The sequence below is a fragment of the Bradyrhizobium sp. CIAT3101 genome, from assembly GCF_029714945.1.
Lineage (GTDB): Bacteria > Pseudomonadota > Alphaproteobacteria > Rhizobiales > Xanthobacteraceae > Bradyrhizobium.
The window spans coordinates 3,808,989-3,828,256 of the sequence record NZ_CP121634.1 but is presented as its reverse complement, the minus strand read 5'-3'; the positions used below and the strand labels follow the sequence as shown (position 1 = coordinate 3,828,256).

Here is a 19,268-nt window from a genome sequence, read left to right as displayed (position 1 = left end):
GACCGACGACAATCAGGCAAACTTCTTCTGGACTTCTGCCGACACGTTAGCCGGCGCTTCTGCGTAGTGGTCGAACTGCATGGTGAAGGTCGCGCGCCCCTGGCTCATCGAGCGCAGGTTGTTCACGTAACCGAACATGTTCATGAGCGGCACCATCGCGTTGATGACGTTGGCGTTGCCGCGCATGTCCTGCCCCTGGATCTGACCGCGCCGGGAATTCAGGTCGCCGATGACCGAGCCGGTGTAGTCTTCCGGGGTCACCACTTCGACCTTCATGATCGGCTCGAGCAGGACGGACTTGCCCTTCTGCAGCGCTTCGCGGAAAGCCGCGCGCGATGCGATTTCGAAGGCGAGCGCCGACGAGTCGACGTCGTGATACTTGCCGTCGACGAGCTGAACCTTGACGTCGACCACGGGGAAGCCCGCGACCACGCCAGAGCTCATCACGCTGTTGAGGCCCTTTTCCACGCCGGGGATGTATTCCTTCGGAACCGCACCGCCGACGATCTTGGACTCGAACTCGTAGCCCTTGCCGGGTTCGTTCGGCTCGACCACGATCGACACTTCCGCGAACTGACCGGTACCGCCGGTCTGCTTCTTGTGGGTGTACTTGACCTCGGCCTTCTTGGTGACGCGCTCACGGAACGCAACCTGCGGCGCGCCGATGTTGGCGTCGACCTTGTAGGTGCGGCGGAGGATGTCGACCTTGATGTCGAGATGGAGTTCGCCCATGCCCTTGAGGATGGTCTGGCCGGACTCCTGGTCGGTCGAGACGCGGAAGGACGGATCCTCCGCAGCGAGCTTCGCCAGCGCCACGCCCAGCTTTTCCTGGTCGGCCTTGGACTTCGGCTCGATCGCGATCTCGATGACCGGCTCGGGGAATTCCATCTTTTCCAGGATCACCTGCTTGTCGGGATCGCACAGCGTGTCACCGGTGCGCGCTTCCTTCAGGCCGGCCAGCGCGACGATGTCGCCGGCGTAGGCTTCCTTGATGTCTTCGCGGTTGTTCGCATGCATCAGCAGCATGCGCCCGATGCGCTCCTTCTTCTCACGGGTCGAGTTCACGACGCCGGTGCCGCTCTGCAGAATGCCGGAGTAGATGCGGCAGAAGGTGATGGTGCCGACGAACGGGTCGTCCATGATCTTGAACGCGAGCAGCGCGAGCGGCTCCTTGTCGTCCGCCTTGCGCACGACTTCGTTGCCGGCATCGTCGGTGCCCTTGATCGCGGGCACGTCGATCGGCGACGGCAGATAGTCGACGACGGCGTCGAGCAGCGGCTGCACGCCCTTGTTCTTGAAGGCCGAGCCGCACAGCACGGGATAGAACGCGCCGGTCAGCACCGCCTTGCGGATCAGCCGCTTCAGCGTCTCTTCATCCGGCTCCTTGCCATCGAGATAGGCAGCCATAGCGTCGTCGTCGAGCTCGACGGCGGCTTCCACCATCTTCTCGCGATATTCCTTGGCCTGCTCGACCAGATCTTCCGGGATGTCGACATAGTCGAACTTCGCGCCGAGCGATTCATCGTTCCAGATGATGCCCTGCATCTTCACGAGGTCGACAAGACCCTTGAAGTTGTTCTCGGCACCGATCGGAAGCTGGATCGCGATCGGCTTGGCGCCGAGGCGGTCGACGATGTCGGCCAGGCACTTGAAGAAGTCGGCGCCGGTCTTGTCCATCTTGTTGGCGAAGACGATGCGCGGAACCTTGTACTTGTCGCCCTGGCGCCAAACGGTCTCGGTCTGGGGCTCAACGCCCTGGTTCGAGTCGAGCACGCAGACGGCGCCGTCGAGCACGCGCAGCGAACGCTCGACTTCGATGGTGAAGTCGACGTGGCCGGGGGTGTCGATGATGTTCAGGCGCTTGCCGGCCCAGAAGGCGGTGGTCGCAGCCGAGGTGATCGTGATGCCACGCTCCTGCTCCTGCTCCATCCAGTCCATCGTCGCGGCACCTTCGTGCACTTCGCCGATCTTGTGGCTCTTGCCGGTGTAATAGAGGATGCGCTCGGTGGTCGTGGTCTTGCCGGCATCGATATGCGCCATGATACCGAAATTGCGGTAGTTCTCTATGGCATGAACGCGAGGCATGGGCTGTTCCTTAGATTCCGTGTGTCGCCGTTACCAGCGATAGTGCGAGAAGGCGCGGTTGGCTTCGGCCATCCGGTGCACATCTTCACGCTTCTTGACGGCGTTGCCGCGGTTGTTCGATGCGTCGAGCAGCTCAGCCGAAAGGCGCTCAGTCATCGTCTTCTCGTTGCGCTCACGCGCAGCCGAGATCAGCCAGCGGATGCCCAGGGCCTGACGGCGCACCGAACGAACTTCGACCGGGACCTGGTAGGTCGCGCCGCCGACGCGGCGGGAGCGCACTTCGATCGTCGGCATGACGTTCTCGAGTGCCTGCTCGAACACGCCGAGCGGGTTCTGCTTGGTCTTGCCTTCGATGAGACCGAACGCACCGTAGACGATGCCTTCGGCGACCGACTTCTTGCCGGCGTACATCACCGAGTTCATGAACTTCGTGACGATGATGTTCCCGAACTTCGGATCGGGAAGAACTTCGCGCTTTTCCGCTGAGTGGCGACGAGACATTGAGCTGGTTCCCGCTTACTTCGGACGCTTTGCGCCGTACTTCGAACGACGCTGCTTACGGTTCTTGACGCCCTGGGTATCCAGAACGCCGCGGAGGATGTGATAGCGCACGCCGGGCAAGTCCTTGACGCGACCGCCGCGGATCATGACCACCGAGTGCTCCTGAAGGTTATGACCCTCACCCGGGATGTAGCCGATCACCTCGAACCCGTTGGTCAGGCGCACCTTGGCGACCTTACGAAGCGCCGAGTTCGGCTTCTTCGGGGTCGTGGTGTAGACGCGGGTGCAAACACCACGCTTCTGCGGCGACTGCTGCAGCGCCGGCACCTTCTTGCGCGACTTCTGCACTTCACGCGGTTGAGCGATCAGCTGGTTGATCGTCGGCATCCTGGCCTTACCCTTTGTTATCGCGGTCCCTTGCGGGTCCGCTGTCTTGCCGCGGCCCGTTCCCGGGACCGCAAATTCTTGTCGCACTACCCGTTCGACGGGGCCCACCTCGCACGGAACAATCCGCACAAAGCGAAATCGCGCCAACCGCTCATTGCTGAGTGGAAAGCGCTTCGACGCCACAGAGGACCGCAGTATTGAGGCCGATCAGCGTAAAGCCGCGGCCCGCGCACTGAGGTCATGCATCCGAATTCGGTCTCAGGAGAACATGCTCGAGAGGCCTAAAATCGCACTGGCATTGCCTAGCTATTATCGACAGCGTTTGAGCGGCATTCGTCGAGGTTGGTGCCCGCTTTAGCGACCCCTGGGGATCAACGGGTGGCCCGTTCCGACGTTGGCAATGCTCACCGCCTGTCGTTAAGTGAGGCGCTTTCTATAAGTGAGAATCGCTCAAGTCAAGGCGAAACGACAGTCCGAAAGCGCTTCTCGCGCCTGTCGAAATCGCTTGCCTGGCCCCTCACCGCGCCTCCCGAATATGGGAACGAAGCCCCGGTTCCGCCAGCCTCAACCGCATTTATACCCGGGAGAAATATACTTTTATAACCCGCGCTAAGGCTTTTTTTCCTCTTGATGCGTCAATCTGCCCTCTCCGGCAGAGACAGACGCCATGCGGTACACGGATATTGCCATCATTGGCGGGGGACTTGCCGGTTCGACCGCCGCCGCGATGCTCGGGCGTGCCGGCATTTCGGCGGTGCTGATCGACCCGCACGAGACCTATCCGGCCGATTTTCGCGTCGAAAAGCTGAGCGGTCATGGCCAGGTCGAGCGATTCCAGCGGACCGGAATCGCCGACTCAGTGCTGCGCCGGGCGACCTTCTCCTGTGAGAACTGGATCGCGCGGTTCGGGCATCTCCTCGACAAGGCGCCGAGCCGGCAGTTCAACATCCTCTACGATTCCCTGGTCAACGCGATCCGTGACGAGATTCCGGAAACCGTCGAGCGAATCTGGACCAAGGCGGTGTCGGTCGAGACCAGCCCGGAGCGCTCGCGAATCGCGCTCGCCAATGACGAGATGATCTCGGCCCGCCTGGTCGTGCTCGCCAACGGCCTGAATGTCGGCCTGCGCCATCAGCTCGGTATCACGCGAAATATCGTCAGCGCCTGCCATTCGATCTCGATCGGGTTCGACGTCGCGCCGGCCGGACGGCATTCGTTCGACTTCCCGGCGCTGACCTATTTCTCGGAGCGGCCGAGCGACCGCATCCCCTACATCACGCTGTTTCCGATCGGCACGCGGATGCGCGCCAATTTGTTCGTGTATCGCGGCTTCGACGATCCCTGGCTGCGCGAGCTGCGCCGTGCGCCGGCCGCGACGCTGGACGCTGCCCTGCCGCGGCTCAAGCACATCACCGGCGCCTTCGACATTTTGGGCGAGCTGAAGATCCGTCCGGTCGATCTCTATGTGAATGACGCCACCCACCAGAGCGGCGTGGTGCTGGTGGGCGATGCCTTCGCGACCTCCTGCCCGGTCGCGGGTACCGGCTGCGACAAGGTGTTCACCGACGTCGAACGGCTCTGCAACGTCCACATCCCGCAATGGCTGGCGTCCGACGGGATGGATGCGGACAAGATCGCCGCCTTCTACGCCGATCCGGTCAAGCGGGCCTGCGACGAATGGTCGGCGGCAAAAGCCTTCGACTTCCGCTCGGTGTCGATTGCGACGGGCCCCTATTGGACCGCGCAGCGCTGGGCGCGCTTCATGGCGTGGTCAGCCCAGGGATTGTTGCGGCGACTGGGAGGCGTGGTCCACCTGGAGCCGAACTTCCTCGGTCACTCCTCCTCGTCGTCCTCGTCCTCATCATCCTCGTCGTCTTCGTCATCATCGTTGTCGTCGTCGGCCTGAGCGGCCGCGCCGTGCGGCTGATGGATCTGATCGTTCCATAGCTTGCGATAGGTGCCGTTCTTGGCGAGCAGCTCGGCATGAGAGCCGCGCTCGATCGCCCTGCCCCCTGAAATCACGATGATCTCGTCCATCTCGACCACCGAGGTCAGGCGATGAGTCGACCAGATCATGGTGCGGCCCTTGGCGACCTTCAGCAACGTGCGGTTGATCGCGGCCTCCGTGGTCTGGTCGAGTGCCGAGGTGGCTTCGTCGAGCAGCAGCACGGAAGGATTGCGGATGATGGCGCGCGCGATCGCGATGCGCTGGCGCTGGCCGCCCGAGAGCGTATCGCCGCGCTCGCCGACCGGGGTGTCGTAACGCTGCGGCAGGCCCATGATGTAACGGTGGATCTCGGCCTTCTTGGCGGCCTCCTCCACCTCCTCGTCGGTCGCGCCTTCCTTGCCGAGCCGGATGTTCTCGCGGATCGACATGTTGAACAGCATGTTCTCCTGAAACACCACGGCCATGCTCCGCCGCAGCGAGTCCAGCGTCACCTTGCGCACGTCGACACCGTCGATCGAGACGCGGCCCTCATCCGGGACGTAAAGCCGCAGGATCAGGTTGAGCAGCGTGCTCTTGCCGGAGCCGGAGGGGCCGACGATGGCGATGCTCTTGCCGACGTTGAGCTTGAGGCTGAGATTGTCCAGCACCGGCGTCTGGCCGCCATCGTACTGGAACGTGACGTGGTCGAAGGTGATGTCGTGGGTGATGCGCGGCAGGTCGGGCGCGCCGGGACGATCGGCGCCGCGCGTGGGCTCGTCCAGCAACTCCTGGATGTGGCGGATCGCGGCGGCCGAGGAGATCGACACCGGGATGAAATGCATCACGTGGGCGATGTTGTAGGAGACCTCCCAGAACGCGCTCTCGAAGGTGACGAAGGTGCCGATGGTGATCTGGCCCTTGGTCGCCAGATAGGCACCGATCGCGAGCACGACGAGGTGCAGCAGCAGCACCGAGATGGTGACCGTCCGCTCCACCATGGTCGACAGGAACGCCGCCGCGGCGATCCTGTTGCGGGTCTCGTCGTTGCGGAAATTGAAGAAGCCGAACATCCTGCGTTGCAGGCTGAACGCCTTGATCACGGCCTGCGCCGCCACGTTCTCCTGCACCATGCCGAGCAGCGCGCTTTCGTTGAGCTTCTGCTCGTAATTGGCCTGCACCGCCTTCGGCGTCAGGATGCGCGGGCCGATCAGGGTGATCGGGAACACCAGCAGCGCGACCACGGCGAGCTGCCAGTTCAGGAACAGCATCAGGATGATGCCGGCGATCAGCTCCAGGAACGGCAGCGCGGCGCTGTTGGCAAAGGTCTTGACCGAGCCTTCGAAGGCCGAGAGATCGACCGAGAAGCGCGACAGGATCTCGCCGCGCTTGGTGCGGCCGAAATAGGCCGCCGGCAGGTCCTGGACGTGCTCGAACAGGCGCTTGCGGACGTCGGAGATGATGCAGGCGGCAAGCCGCGCGTCCCAGCGCTCGTACCAGACCGCGACGATCGAGGTGAAGATGCCGGCGGCCGCGAGCACGCCGAGGATCTTGTAGAGCGCCTGGAAATCCTCCTCGCCGAGCGCGTCGTCGATCAGGTACTTCAGGCTGAGCGGCATGATGACATTGAACAGCGTCTCGACCAGAACGCCGAACGCTACATAGCCCAGGATGCGCTTGTAGTTGGACAGGAACGGCTTGACGAAGCCCAGGATGGTCGCGAGCGCGCCGGCGGCTTCGCGCGCGGTAAAGACGACGAGCTCCTCGTCATCATCGTCGTCGAGCTCAAGCTCGTCGTCGTCGTCGTCCTCGTCTTCGTCTTCCTCGTCGTCTTCCAGCTCCGGCTTGTGATCCGCGGCGAGCTTGTCCTCGAGCTCGGCCGCCTCGTGCGAGGCGAGCTTCTGTTTGTCGGGAGAAAGAGGCTTGGACGCCATGAAACCAACCGATGCTGACGGCCGGCCTGACCGCAGAGAAACCAGAGAAATAGCGGAACGCCGCTACTGCCATCGATTCTATGCGATCAGGATGAATTCGGCAAAACAATTGGCGAATTCATCCGCCTTGTGAGGCTAGTCGTCGTCTTCGTCCTCGACCTTGTCGAAGAAGGAATAACGCAAGCTATCGGCGTCGGCATACCACTGGCCCGGGCCCTTGTTGGCGGCGAGCGTCGCCGCCCAGAGGGCATCGGTGCAATCCTTGCGGTGCATCGACAGATCAAAGCCGTTGCCGAAGAACAGTTCGGACCATTCCCACCAGGTGCCGAGCTTCTTGACCCCGCGCAGCAGATCGTAGCGGTCGATCACGGCCGAGGCCATGTCCGAGGTGATCGAGCCGAACACGAGGCCGGTCTTGACCACGCGGTTCAACTCGCGGATCGCGCGGACCACCTGCTTCGGGGCAACGTGGCAGAGGCTGGTCTCGAACACGTAGTCGAACGCGCCGTCCTTGAACGGCATGTCCAGGATCGATCCCAGCTTGTTGTACTTCTTCAGCGCCTTTGGCGTCCTGGCGTGGATGGCGCGGTTGTTCTCGATGCCCCAGGCATCGATGCCACGATCGCGCAGCGCACCGACCAGTTCGCCGCTGGCCGAGCCCGCGACCAGGAGTTTCGCGCCCTTCGTCTTCCCCCAGACGATGCCGATCAGCCTGGCAAGGTAGTCGGGATCGGTGAACTGCCGCCACGCTTCGCTGTAAGGCCCGACGCCGCGATAGTTCTCGAAATAGTCGCGGTCGATCTTGTCCGAAACCGGCTTGCCGTCCTGGGCGTGCTCGCGGCGCAGCCGCATCATCTCGGTCAGGATGATATCGGTCGCCGCGTCCGACGAATCGAGCAGGCCGTTCAGCGTGGAGTCGAACAGGTAATCGCCGACCACGACGATGCCGGGATGTTCCTTCGGTTCGGGCCGGTGATTGGTCATGACGTCGCGTACGGGCAGACCGCCCGGTATCGCGTTCACCGACGACAGCCAGCGGTGGATCTTGCCTTCCATGAAATGCGCACGGGCATCGCCGAGCGAAGCCGGCAGCGATTTCAGCGCAGCATCGATCAGCTCCTGGTCCGACAGATTGGCGAACGCCAGCGCATCGGAACCGGGAATCAGCCAGTTCAGGACGCCGTGCTTGCCGACGTCATGGCGCGCGCCCTCATTGTAGACGCAGCAGCCGCCGAACGCTTCCGACATGAACCAGGCGCCGGGAATCTTCTCTCCCCAGAACGGGGAATCAAACAGGATCGAGACGCGCAGGTAATGCGCGGGACGGTCGAAATAAGAGACGTGCTTGACCATCGACTTGCGCAGCTGCTCGCCTTCCCACCCCATCGTGGAGAGCCAGGAATGCGGCAGGCAGACCAGCACGAGATCGAAGTCGCGCGTCTCCGGTCCCTTCCCGTTCATCATCTTGAGCTGATAGCGGCCGGTCGGCGCCTTGCCGACGGTGAGCACGCGGTGATTGAGCTGGATGTCGGCGTTGACCTCCGACTGCAGGCATTCGATCAGCTGCTCGTTGCCGTTCTGGATGGAATAGAGGCCGATATAGCCGTCGACATCCATCAAATAGTTCTTGAGCGCGTTGAGGCCGTTGGTGTTGTGGCTCTCGGTCGCGATATCGGAGCGCGCCATCACCTTGAAGAAGCGCTTTGCGATCTCGTCCTTGACCTCCTCGTCGAGCACCTGCTCGGCGGTCTTGTAGGCCCAGGGGTTCTCGTTGTCGTGCGCGCCGACGCCCTCGTAATATTCGATCGGCGACATCTCGTCGGCGCAGCGCTTGCGGAACTGTTCGATCGCAGCCGCAGTCTTGGCGCCGTATCTGCGCCGCATGCCGGCGACGTCGTCGAGCAGCTCGCCGCCGAACTGCACCTGCTCGGCGTCCATCGGAATGGTCTGCAGGCCGAAATGCTGGATCAGCTCGCGCAGCGGATCGGGACCCGTCATCGAGTAGTCGTAGATCTCCGCGACGCCGGCCTCGTACATCGCCGGCGCGGAATCGAATTTGCGCGTGACGATCTTGCCGCCGAGGCGGTCGGAGGCTTCATAGATGGTGATGCGGCAGAGGTCACCGAGCTTGCGCTTCAGGTACCAGGCGCTCATCAGCCCGCCGGGGCCGCCGCCTACGATTGCGAGATCAAGCATGTCAGTTCCGTGGTCTCCGGCCCTGCCCCCGTCACGGGACCACCGGTCTAAGTTCCCTTAGCAGAAGCGCTTTTGCGCCTGAAGGAAAGATGAACAAAGGTTGATCCTGCATCGCAACAGGCAATCAAAGCAGCAAAAAGGCCGGCTTTCGCCGGCCTTTTCATTGTCCTCGGTATTCCTACGGATGAACCATCATTCCGCGGGCGGAAGCGCAGGAAGCTCGGCTTCCGGAGCGGGCGACACGACGGCCGCCTGCTTCTCGCGCTCGTCGAGGATCAGCTTGTCGCGCTTCATCGCGACTTCGCGGATCTTCGCCATGGAGGCGCCGGTGCCCGCCGGGATCAGCCGGCCGACGATGACGTTCTCCTTGAGGCCTTCGAGCGGATCGACCTTGCCGTTGACCGCCGCTTCCGTGAGGACGCGGGTGGTCTCCTGGAACGAGGCCGCCGAGAAGAACGAACGGGTCTGGAGGCTCGCCTTGGTGATGCCGAGCAGAACCGGCGTACCCGTGGCGACCTTCTTGCCCTCTTCCTTGGCCTTCTCGTTCAGCGCGTCGAACTCGATCTTGTCGACCTGCTCGCCGGAGATCATGTCCGTGTCGCCCTGGTCGGTGACTTCCACCTTCTGGAGCATCTGACGGACAATCACCTCGATGTGCTTGTCGTTGATGAGCACGCCCTGGAGCCGGTAGACCTCCTGGATTTCGTTGACCAGGTAGGCCGCGAGCTCCTCGATGCCCTTGACCGCAAGAATGTCGTGCGGCGCCGGGTTGCCTTCCACGATGAAGTCGCCCTTTTCGACGACGTCACCGTCCTGAAGGTGGATGTGCTTGCCCTTCGGGATCAGGTACTCGCGCGGCTCGTCGGTCTTGTCCATCGGCTCGATCGAGATGCGACGCTTGTTCTTGTAGTCGCGTCCAAACCGGATGGTGCCCGCGATTTCGGCGATGATCGCCGCATCCTTCGGACGCCGAGCCTCGAACAGTTCCGCCACCCGCGGCAGACCGCCGGTGATGTCACGCGTCTTGGCGCTTTCGGTCGAGACACGGGCGAGGATGTCACCCGGGTTGACCTTGGCACCGACGTCGACCGACAGAATGCCGTCGACCGACAGCATGTAGCGGGCATCGCCGCCACGGGCGAGCTTGAGCACCTTGCCGTCCTTGCCCTTGACCACGATGGCGGGACGCAGGTCCGCGCCGCCGCGGGTCGAGCGCCAGTCGATGACCACGCGCTTGGCGATACCGGTGGCCTCGTCCAGCGTTTCCGAGATCGACTGCCCTTCGACCAGATCCTCGAAGCCGATGGTTCCTTCGACTTCGGTGAGCAGCGGACGGGTGTAGGGATCCCACTCGACGATACGCTGGCCACGCTTGACCATATCGCCCTCGTCGACGTGCAGGCGCGCGCCGTACTGGACACGGTGCGTCGCACGCTCGGTGCCGTCGGCATCGACGATCGCCACCACCATGTTGCGCACCATCGCGACCAGGTGACCTTCGCTGTTGCGGGCGATGGCCTTGTTCCGGATCACGATCTTGCCGTCGAAATTGGCTTCGACGAAAGACTGCTCGTTGAGCTGCGCCGCACCACCGATGTGGAAGGTGCGCATGGTGAGCTGGGTACCCGGCTCGCCGATCGACTGCGCCGCGATGACGCCGACCGCTTCGCCGTGGTTGACCGGCGTGCCGCGGGCGAGATCGCGGCCGTAGCACTTGCCGCAGATGCCGTTGACGAGTTCGCAGGTCAGCGCCGAGCGGATCTTCACCTCCTGCACACCACCCTGCTGGATGGCGTCCAGATGGCTCTCTTCCATCAGCGTATCGCGCTTGATGATCACCTTGCCGGAGCTGTCACGGATGTCTTCGCAGGCCGTGCGTCCGAGGATGCGCGAACCGAGCGAAGCGACCACGGTGCCGGCATCGACGATGGCGCGCATCTTGATGCCGAGCTTGGTGCCGCAATCGGACTGCGTGATGATGCAGTCCTGCGCGACGTCGACCAGACGACGGGTCAGGTAACCCGAGTTCGCGGTCTTCAACGCGGTGTCCGCGAGGCCCTTACGGGCACCGTGGGTCGAGTTGAAGTACTCGAGAACCGAGAGGCCTTCCTTGAAGTTCGAGATGATCGGCGTCTCGATGATCTCACCCGACGGCTTGGCCATCAGGCCGCGCATGCCGGCGAGCTGGCGCATCTGGGCCGGCGAACCGCGGGCACCGGAGTGAGCCATCATGTAGATCGAGTTGATGTCGGCATCGGCTCCACTCGCCGTCTTCTTGGTGGAGGAGATCTCCTTCATCATCGCCTTGGCGATTTCTTCGGTCGCCTTCGACCAGGCGTCGACGACCTTGTTGTACTTCTCGCCGTGCGTGATCAGGCCGTCGTTGTACTGCTGCTCGAAATCCTTCGCCAGCGTACGGGTGGTGTCGACGATCTTCCACTTGGAGTGCGGCACGACCATGTCGTCCTTGCCGAACGAGATGCCGGCCTTGAACGCATTGTAGAAGCCGAGCGCCATGATGCGGTCGCAGAAGATCACAGTCTCCTTCTGGCCGCAGTGACGGTAGACCTGGTCGATGACGCCGGAGATCTCGCGCTTGGTCATCAGCTTGTTGATGATCTCGTACGAGATGCGCGGGTTCCGCGGCAGCAAATTGCCCAGCATGACGCGGCCGGCGGTGGTCTCGATCCAGCGCTTGGAGACCTTGCCGGTCTCGTCCATGCCTTCCCACCGATACTTGATCTTGGTGTGGAGGTGGATGACCTTCGCATGCAGGGCGTGCTCGAGCTCGGCCATGTCGCCGAACAGCTTGCCCTCGCCGGGCAGGCCTTCGCGCATGATCGAGACGTAGTAGAGACCCAGCACGATGTCCTGCGACGGCACGATGATCGGCTGGCCGTTCGCCGGATGCAGGATGTTGTTGGTCGACATCATCAGGACGCGCGCTTCCAGCTGCGCTTCCAGCGACAGCGGAACGTGCACGGCCATCTGGTCGCCGTCGAAGTCGGCGTTGAACGCGGAGCAGACCAGCGGGTGAAGCTGGATCGCTTTGCCCTCGATCAGCACCGGCTCGAACGCCTGGATGCCCAGGCGATGCAGCGTCGGCGCGCGGTTGAGCAGCACGGGATGCTCGCGGATCACCTCGTCCAGGATGTCCCAGACCTCGGGCCGCTCCTTCTCGACCAGCTTCTTCGCCTGCTTCACGGTGGTGGACAGGCCCTTGGCGTCAAGCCGCGAATAGATGAACGGCTTGAACAGCTCGAGCGCCATCTTCTTCGGCAGGCCGCACTGATGCAGGCGCAGCTCGGGACCGACCACGATCACCGAACGGCCCGAATAGTCGACGCGCTTGCCGAGCAGGTTCTGGCGGAAACGGCCCTGCTTGCCCTTCAGCATGTCGGCGAGCGACTTCAGCGGGCGCTTGTTGGCACCGGTGATGACGCGGCCGCGGCGGCCGTTGTCGAACAGCGCATCGACCGCTTCCTGAAGCATGCGCTTCTCGTTGCGGATGATGATGTCGGGCGCGCGCAGCTCCATCAGCCGCTTCAAGCGGTTGTTGCGGTTGATGACGCGACGGTAGAGGTCGTTGAGGTCCGAGGTCGCGAAGCGGCCGCCGTCCAGCGGCACCAGCGGACGCAGGTCCGGCGGGATCACGGGAACGACGGTCAGGATCATCCATTCCGGCTTGTTGCCGGAGTGGCGGAACGCTTCGACGATCTTCAGGCGCTTGGCGAGCTTCTTGTGCTTGATGTCGGAGTCGGTCTCCTGCATCTCCGCACGCAAGGTCAGCTCGAGCTTCTCGAGGTCCATGCCCTTGAGCAGTTCGCGGATCGCCTCCGCGCCGATCATGGCGGTGAAGGAATCCTGGCCGTACTCGTCCTGCGCCTTCAGATACTCGTCTTCCGACAGCAGCTGACGGTCCTTCAGCGCGGTGAGACCCGGCTCGAGCACGACGTAATATTCGAAGTATAGGATCCGCTCGAGATCCTTCAGCGTCATGTCGAGCAGCAGGCCGATGCGCGACGGCAACGACTTCAGGAACCAGATGTGGGCGACCGGAGCCGCGAGCTCGATATGGCCCATGCGCTCGCGCCGGACGCGCGACAGCGTGACCTCGACCGAGCACTTCTCGCAGATGATGCCCTTGTACTTCATGCGCTTGTACTTGCCGCACAAGCACTCGTAGTCCTTGATCGGCCCGAAGATGCGGGCGCAGAACAGGCCGTCGCGCTCGGGCTTGAAGGTACGGTAGTTGATGGTCTCCGGCTTCTTGATCTCGCCGTAGGACCAGGACAGAATCTTCTCCGGGGACGCGATCGAGATGCGGATCTGGTCGAAGACCTGAGCCGGCGTCGTCGGATTAAAGAGATTCATAATTTCTTGGTTCATCGTCTTCTCCTCGCGTACCGGTCGCCTCCGGCCGCAAATTCGAAAATCACTCAAGCGGGGCGCCCTGCCCTCAAGGCATCGGGAGGGGCGCCAATGCCCGGCCGCGAAGGCCGGGCATGAAAGGTCGTATTACTCGGCTGCTTCCGACGTCGGCGCCGGTCCCACCTTGGAATTGTGCAGATCGACGTTGAGGCCGAGCGAGCGCATTTCCTTGACCAGCACGTTGAACGATTCCGGAATACCGGCCTCGAAGGTGTCGTCGCCACGCACGATCGCCTCGTACACCTTGGTACGGCCGGCGACGTCGTCCGACTTCACGGTCAGCATTTCCTGAAGCGTGTAGGCCGCGCCGTAAGCTTCGAGCGCCCACACCTCCATTTCGCCGAAGCGCTGGCCGCCGAACTGCGCCTTGCCGCCCAGCGGCTGCTGGGTGACGAGCGAGTACGGACCGATCGAACGCGCGTGGATCTTGTCGTCGACGAGATGGTGCAGCTTGAGCATGTAGATGTAGCCCACCGTCACCTTGCGATCGAAGGCATCGCCGGTGCGGCCGTCATAGACGGTCGACTGACCCGAAGCGTCGAGACCGGCAAGCTTCAGCATCTCCTCGATGTCGGCTTCCTTGGCACCGTCGAACACCGGCGTCGCGATCGGCACGCCGCGGCTCAGGTTATGGCCGAGTTCAAGCAGCTCGTTGTCGTTGAGCGTCTTGATCGTCTCGTCCTCGCCGTAGACCTTCTTCAAGGTTTCCTTCAGCGGCTTGATGTCCTGCTTCGACAGGTAAGCATCGACCGTCTGGCCGATACGCTTGCCGAGGCCGGCGCAGGCCCAGCCGAGATGGGTCTCGAGGATCTGTCCGACGTTCATGCGCGAGGGCACGCCGAGCGGATTGAGCACGATGTCGGCGTGCGTACCGTCTTCGAGGAACGGCATGTCCTCGATCGGCACGATCTTCGACACCACGCCCTTGTTGCCGTGGCGGCCGGCCATCTTGTCGCCGGGCTGGATCTTGCGCTTCACCGCGACGAAGACCTTGACCATCTTCATCACGCCGGGCGGCAATTCGTCACCGCGCTGAAGCTTCTCGACCTTGTCGAGGAAGCGCTGCTCGAGCCCCTTCTTCGACTCGTCGTACTGCTTCCGCATGGCCTCGATCTCGGCCATCAGCTTGTCGTTCGGCGAAGCGAACAGCCACCACTGCGACTTCGGGTACTCCTCGAGCACCGCACGGGTGATCTTGGTGTCCTTCTTGAAGCCCTTCGGGCCCGCAATGCCCTGCCGTCCCTCGAGGAGCTCGGCAAGACGGTTGTAGACGTTGCGGTCCAGGATCGCCTGCTCGTCGTCGCGGTCCTTGGCCAGACGCTCGATTTCTTCCCGCTCGATCGCCAGCGCACGCTCGTCCTTGTCGACGCCGTGACGGTTGAACACGCGGACTTCCACGATCGTGCCCTGCACGCCCGGGGGAACGCGCAGCGAGGTGTCGCGAACGTCGGAGGCCTTTTCACCGAAGATGGCGCGCAGAAGCTTTTCTTCCGGCGTCATCGGGCTCTCGCCCTTCGGGGTGATCTTGCCGACCAGGATGTCGCCGGCGCGCACTTCCGCACCGATGTAGACGATACCGGCTTCGTCGAGGTTCTTCAGCGCTTCTTCCGAAACGTTCGGAATGTCGCGGGTGATTTCCTCAGGTCCGAGCTTGGTGTCGCGGGCCATCACCTCGAATTCCTCGATGTGGATCGAGGTGAAGACGTCTTCCTTCACGATCCGCTCGGAGAGCAGGATCGAGTCTTCGAAGTTGTAGCCGTTCCACGGCATGAACGCGACGAGCACGTTACGGCCAAGCGCGAGCTCGCCGAGATCGGTCGACGGACCGTCAGCGATGATGTCGCCCTTCTTGACGATATCGCCCACCTTCACCAGCGGACGCTGGTTGATGCAGGTCGACTGGTTGGAGCGCTGGTACTTCATCAGCCGGTAGATATCGACGCCCGACTTGGTCGGATCGAGATCTTCGGTGGCGCGGATGACGACGCGGGTCGCGTCAATCTGGTCGATGACGCCCGAACGGCGTGCCGCGATCGCAGCACCCGAGTCACGCGCAACCACGCCTTCCATGCCGGTGCCGACGAACGGCGCCTCGGCGCGAACCAGCGGCACCGCCTGGCGCTGCATGTTCGAGCCCATCAGCGCGCGGTTGGCGTCGTCGTTCTCGAGGAACGGGATCAGCGCCGCGGCGACCGAAACGAGCTGCTTCGGCGACACGTCCATGTAGTCGACCTTGTCCGGCGTCACCGGCAAGACTTCGCCGGCGTGACGGCAGACCACGAGATCTTCGGTGAAGCGGCCCTTCGGATCGAGCGGCACGTTGGCCTGCGCGACCGTGTAGCGGCCCTCTTCCATCGCCGAGAGGTACACGACCTCGTCGGTGACGCGGCCGTCCTTGACCTTGCGATAAGGCGTCTCGACGAAGCCGTACTTGTTCACGCGCGCGAAGGTGGCGAGCGAGTTGATCAGACCGATGTTCGGACCTTCCGGCGTCTCGATCGGGCAGATGCGGCCGTAATGCGTCGGATGCACGTCGCGCACTTCGAAGCCGGCGCGCTCGCGGGTCAGACCGCCCGGTCCAAGTGCCGACAGGCGGCGCTTGTGGGTGATCTCCGACAGCGGGTTGGTCTGGTCCATGAACTGCGAGAGCTGCGAGGAGCCGAAGAACTCGCGCACGGCGGCAGCCGCCGGCTTCGCGTTGATCAGGTCCTGCGGCATGACCGTGTCGATGTCGACCGAGGACATGCGCTCCTTGATCGCGCGCTCCATGCGCAGGAGGCCGATGCGGTACTGGTTCTCCATGAGCTCGCCGACCGAGCGCACACGGCGGTTGCCGAGATGGTCGATGTCGTCGATCTCGCCCTTGCCGTCGCGCAGATCCACCAGCGTCTTGATGACGGAGAGGATGTCTTCCTTCCGCAGCGTGCGCTGGGTGTCGGGCGCATCGAGGTCGAGGCGCATGTTCATCTTGACGCGGCCGACCGCGGAGAGGTCGTAACGCTCGGCGTCGAAGAACAGCGACTGGAACATCGCCTGCGCCGAATCCAGCGTCGGCGGCTCGCCCGGGCGCATCACGCGGTAGATGTCGAACAGCGCGTCTTCACGCGTCATGTTCTTGTCGGCCGAGAGCGTGTTGCGGATGTAGGCGCCGACATTGACGTGGTCGATGTCGAGCAGCGGCAGTTCCTTGTAGCCGTGCTCGTTGAGGGCCTTCATCGACTTGTCGGTGATTTCCTCACCGGCTTCGGCGTGGATTTCACCCGTCTTCGGGTTGACGAGGTCCTCGGCGAGGTAGTTGCCGACGAGCTCCTCATCCGACAGGCGCAGAGCCTTGAGCCCCTTCTCCTGGAGCTGGCGGGCGGCGCGGACGGTGAGCTTCTTGCCGGCCTCGAGCACGACCTTGCCGGTGTCGGCGTCGATCAGGTCGTTGATGGTCGAGTAACCGCGGAAACGGTTGGCGTCGAACGGAACGCGCCAGCCTTCCTTGGTCCGCTTGTAGAGGATCTTCTTGTAGAACGTCGACAGGATCGCCTCGCCGTCGAGGCCGAGGGCGAACATCAGCGACGTCACCGGAATCTTGCGGCGACGGTCGATACGCGCATAGACGATGTCCTTGGCGTCGAACTCGATGTCGAGCCAGGAGCCGCGATACGGGATCACGCGGGCAGCGAACAGCAGCTTGCCCGACGAATGGGTCTTGCCCTTGTCGTGGTCGAAGAACACGCCCGGCGAACGGTGCATCTGCGAGACGATGACGCGCTCGGTGCCGTTCACGATGAAGGTGCCGTTCATCGTCATGAGCGGAATGTCGCCCATGTAGACGTCCTGCTCCTTGATGTCCTTGACCGACTTCGCGCCGGTTTCTTCGTCGATATCGAACACGATGAGGCGCAGCGTCACCTTGAGGGGAGCCGCGAAGGTCATGCCGCGCTGGCGGCACTCGTCGACGTCATATTTCGGCTGCTCGAACTCGTAGCGGACGAATTCCAGCATCGAGGTGCCCGAGAAATCCGAGATCGGGAACACCGAGCGGAACACGGCCTGCAGGCCCTCGTCGAGGCGCCCGCCGACGGGTTCGTCGACCATCAGGAACTGGTCATAGGACGCCTTCTGAACCTCGATGAGGTTCGGCATCTCGGCGACTTCCTTGATGTGTCCGAAGAACTTGCGAACGCGTTTGCGACCGGTGAATGTCTGCTGCGCCATCGTGGCCTCTCATTTCGTCGCCCGCTCTGGGCGCGCCGTCCGGAACGCGGCTGCCACCGCTCCCCGGGTTGAATTTTTCGAACCCGTTTTGGGGGACCGAAAATCCAGTTTCAGGCCGTCATGTCCTGAATCTGTTCTTCAGACCTTCAAAACGCAAAACGACGCGCGGGGCGCATAGGCACGCCCGCCCGTCACAACGATCTTCTTCACGGACTGCAAAAGCCCGAAATAGCCTGCTCTCCCAACGGCTTACAGGGAAATCCGGCATCCCTGCCCACCGCGCTTTCGTGCTGCCGACCCGATATGGGGCGACAATAGTGGAGATTCGAGGGGTATACCCTCAAATCCCCACACATTTTCGTGTTCGGCCTGCGTCGGGACGATCCGTCGCACGCCTTTTGCATCCGGCCCACCCTTTTGAGGATGGACCAGGGTCCCGAGCCATGGCCCGGAACCCCGCCAGTAAGCGTTGCTTACTTGAGCTCGACCTTCGCGCCAGCCTTCTCGAGCTGGACCTTGATCTTGTCGGCCTCTTCCTTGTTCACGCCTTCCTTGACGGGCTTCGGCGCGCCCTCGACGAGGTCCTTTGCTTCCTTCAGGCCCAGGCCGGTGATGGCGCGGACTTCCTTGATGACCTCGATCTTCTTGTCGCCGGCGCTGGCGAGAACGACCGTGAACTCGGTCTTCTCTTCCGCCGGAGCGGCGGCAGCGCCACCACCAGCCGGGCCGGCCACGGCGACGGCCGCGGCAGCCGAAACGCCCCACTTCTCTTCGAGGAGCTTCGCGAGTTCGGCAGCTTCGAGCACGGTGAGGCTCGAGAGGTCGTCAACGATCTTCTGCAAGTCAGCCATTGTTCAGTTTCCTTGAGTGTAAGTCTGGTTCGGGTTTGAGTTTTGCGAAGGGCGTCAGGCCGCTTCGCCCTTTGAGGCATGAGCCTGGATGACGCGCGCGAGCTTGCCCGCGGGCGCGTTGGCGAGCTGAGCGATCTTGGTCGCCGGGGCCACAAGCAGGCCGACGATCTTGCCGCGCAGTTCATCAAGCGACGGCAGCGAGGCAAGCGCCTTCACGCCGTCGACATTCAGGACGGTCTTCCCCATCGAGCCGCCGACGATGACGAACTTTTCGTTCGCCTTGGCGAATTCGATGGCGACCTTTGGCGCCGCTACCGGATCGTTCGAAGTGGCGATCACGGTCGGTCCCTTCAGCATGGGGCCGATGGCAACGACGTCAGTGCCTTCAAGAGCAATTTTGGCGAGACGGTTCTTCGAGACCTTCACCGAGGCACCCGCCTGCTTCATCTGCTGGCGCAGCTTCTGCATCTGGGCGACGGTGAGGCCGGAATATTGAGCAACGACCGCGACGCTCGTGGTCTTGAAGACCCCATTGAGCTGTTCGACCGCTTCCTTTTTTGCCGCTCGTTCCACAGCAAGCTCTTTCCGGTTGGCGGTCATCGCGAAAGCGGGACCGCCGGGTTGCACCCATCGTCCCACCCAAAACCTGAACCTCTGGGCCGAAACCCATCGGACACGCGCCGGGCGAGACGACAATTCAAAGCCTGCCCTCCGGGAGCTCGCTGGAGCCCACGGCGTGTCGAGGTCCGAACC

Annotated in this window: 10 protein-coding genes; 1 reads left to right on the top strand and 9 read right to left on the bottom strand. The window is 62.9% G+C overall.

Going from position 1 to position 19,268, the window contains the following annotated elements:
• Positions 1-12: 12 nt before the first annotated feature.
• The 3 genes from fusA to rpsL are packed head-to-tail and all read right to left on the bottom strand — an operon-like array spanning position 13 to position 2,973.
• Positions 13-2,085, bottom strand: coding sequence for an elongation factor G (gene fusA / locus QA645_RS17845; RefSeq protein ID WP_283051888.1), 2,073 nt, complete (start codon positions 2,083-2,085; stop codon positions 13-15).
• A 30-nt stretch (positions 2,086-2,115) separates the two neighbouring features.
• A complete protein-coding gene (gene rpsG / locus QA645_RS17840; RefSeq protein WP_283051886.1) occupies positions 2,116-2,586 on the bottom strand; it encodes a 30S ribosomal protein S7 in 471 nt (156 codons plus the stop codon).
• Positions 2,587-2,601: 15 nt separating this feature from the next.
• The gene (rpsL, locus tag QA645_RS17835) at positions 2,602-2,973 is read right to left on the bottom strand and encodes a 30S ribosomal protein S12 (RefSeq protein ID WP_007603006.1); all 372 of its coding nucleotides are present in this window, start codon (positions 2,971-2,973) and stop codon (positions 2,602-2,604) included.
• 667 nt (positions 2,974-3,640) lie between these two features.
• Here rpsL and QA645_RS17830 point away from each other — a divergent pair.
• The gene (locus QA645_RS17830) at positions 3,641-4,879 is read left to right on the top strand and encodes an NAD(P)/FAD-dependent oxidoreductase (protein ID WP_283051883.1); all 1,239 of its coding nucleotides are present in this window, start codon (positions 3,641-3,643) and stop codon (positions 4,877-4,879) included.
• On the opposite strand, the gene QA645_RS17825 is transcribed toward QA645_RS17830, so the two are convergent.
• From QA645_RS17825 to rplJ, 6 genes are all read right to left on the bottom strand, one after another.
• Entirely contained in the window at positions 4,807-6,831 is a 2,025-nt protein-coding gene (locus QA645_RS17825; protein WP_283051881.1) for an ABC transporter ATP-binding protein, read from the bottom strand. The two genes, QA645_RS17830 and QA645_RS17825, sit on opposite strands and share 73 nt — an antisense overlap.
• A gap of 135 nt (positions 6,832-6,966) precedes the next feature.
• Positions 6,967-9,027 carry an FAD-dependent oxidoreductase gene (locus QA645_RS17820; RefSeq protein WP_283051879.1) on the bottom strand — a complete coding sequence of 687 codons (2,061 nt, stop codon included), beginning with the start codon at positions 9,025-9,027 and terminating at the stop codon, positions 6,967-6,969.
• A gap of 192 nt (positions 9,028-9,219) precedes the next feature.
• Positions 9,220-13,416, bottom strand: a complete 4,197-nt coding sequence (rpoC, locus tag QA645_RS17815; RefSeq protein WP_254132190.1) for a DNA-directed RNA polymerase subunit beta' — start codon at positions 13,414-13,416, stop codon at positions 9,220-9,222.
• 129 nt (positions 13,417-13,545) lie between these two features.
• Positions 13,546-17,664 carry a DNA-directed RNA polymerase subunit beta gene (gene rpoB / locus QA645_RS17810; protein WP_254132191.1) on the bottom strand — a complete coding sequence of 1,373 codons (4,119 nt, stop codon included), beginning with the start codon at positions 17,662-17,664 and terminating at the stop codon, positions 13,546-13,548.
• Positions 17,665-18,137: 473 nt separating this feature from the next.
• Positions 18,138-18,515: a 50S ribosomal protein L7/L12 gene (gene rplL / locus QA645_RS17805; RefSeq protein ID WP_212092210.1), complete on the bottom strand. Its 378-nt coding sequence runs from the start codon at positions 18,513-18,515 to the stop codon at positions 18,138-18,140.
• 54 nt (positions 18,516-18,569) lie between these two features.
• Entirely contained in the window at positions 18,570-19,088 is a 519-nt protein-coding gene (rplJ, locus tag QA645_RS17800; RefSeq protein ID WP_254194196.1) for a 50S ribosomal protein L10, read from the bottom strand.
• Positions 19,089-19,268: the final 180 nt, after the last annotated feature.

What these genes read in the sequence shown, in the direction of transcription:
- fusA (WP_283051888.1), bottom strand. Translation starts at nt 2,085, where the DNA reads ATGCCTCGCGTTCATGCCATAGAGAACTACCGCAATTTCGGTATCATG.
- rpsG (WP_283051886.1), bottom strand. Translation starts at nt 2,586, where the DNA reads ATGTCTCGTCGCCACTCAGCGGAAAAGCGCGAAGTTCTTCCCGATCCG.
- rpsL (WP_007603006.1), bottom strand. Translation starts at nt 2,973, where the DNA reads ATGCCGACGATCAACCAGCTGATCGCTCAACCGCGTGAAGTGCAGAAG.
- QA645_RS17830 (WP_283051883.1), top strand. Translation starts at nt 3,641, where the DNA reads ATGCGGTACACGGATATTGCCATCATTGGCGGGGGACTTGCCGGTTCG.
- QA645_RS17825 (WP_283051881.1), bottom strand. Translation starts at nt 6,831, where the DNA reads ATGGCGTCCAAGCCTCTTTCTCCCGACAAACAGAAGCTCGCCTCGCAC.
- QA645_RS17820 (WP_283051879.1), bottom strand. Translation starts at nt 9,027, where the DNA reads ATGCTTGATCTCGCAATCGTAGGCGGCGGCCCCGGCGGGCTGATGAGC.
- rpoC (WP_254132190.1), bottom strand. Translation starts at nt 13,416, where the DNA reads ATGAACCAAGAAATTATGAATCTCTTTAATCCGACGACGCCGGCTCAG.
- rpoB (WP_254132191.1), bottom strand. Translation starts at nt 17,664, where the DNA reads ATGGCGCAGCAGACATTCACCGGTCGCAAACGCGTTCGCAAGTTCTTC.
- rplL (WP_212092210.1), bottom strand. Translation starts at nt 18,515, where the DNA reads ATGGCTGACTTGCAGAAGATCGTTGACGACCTCTCGAGCCTCACCGTG.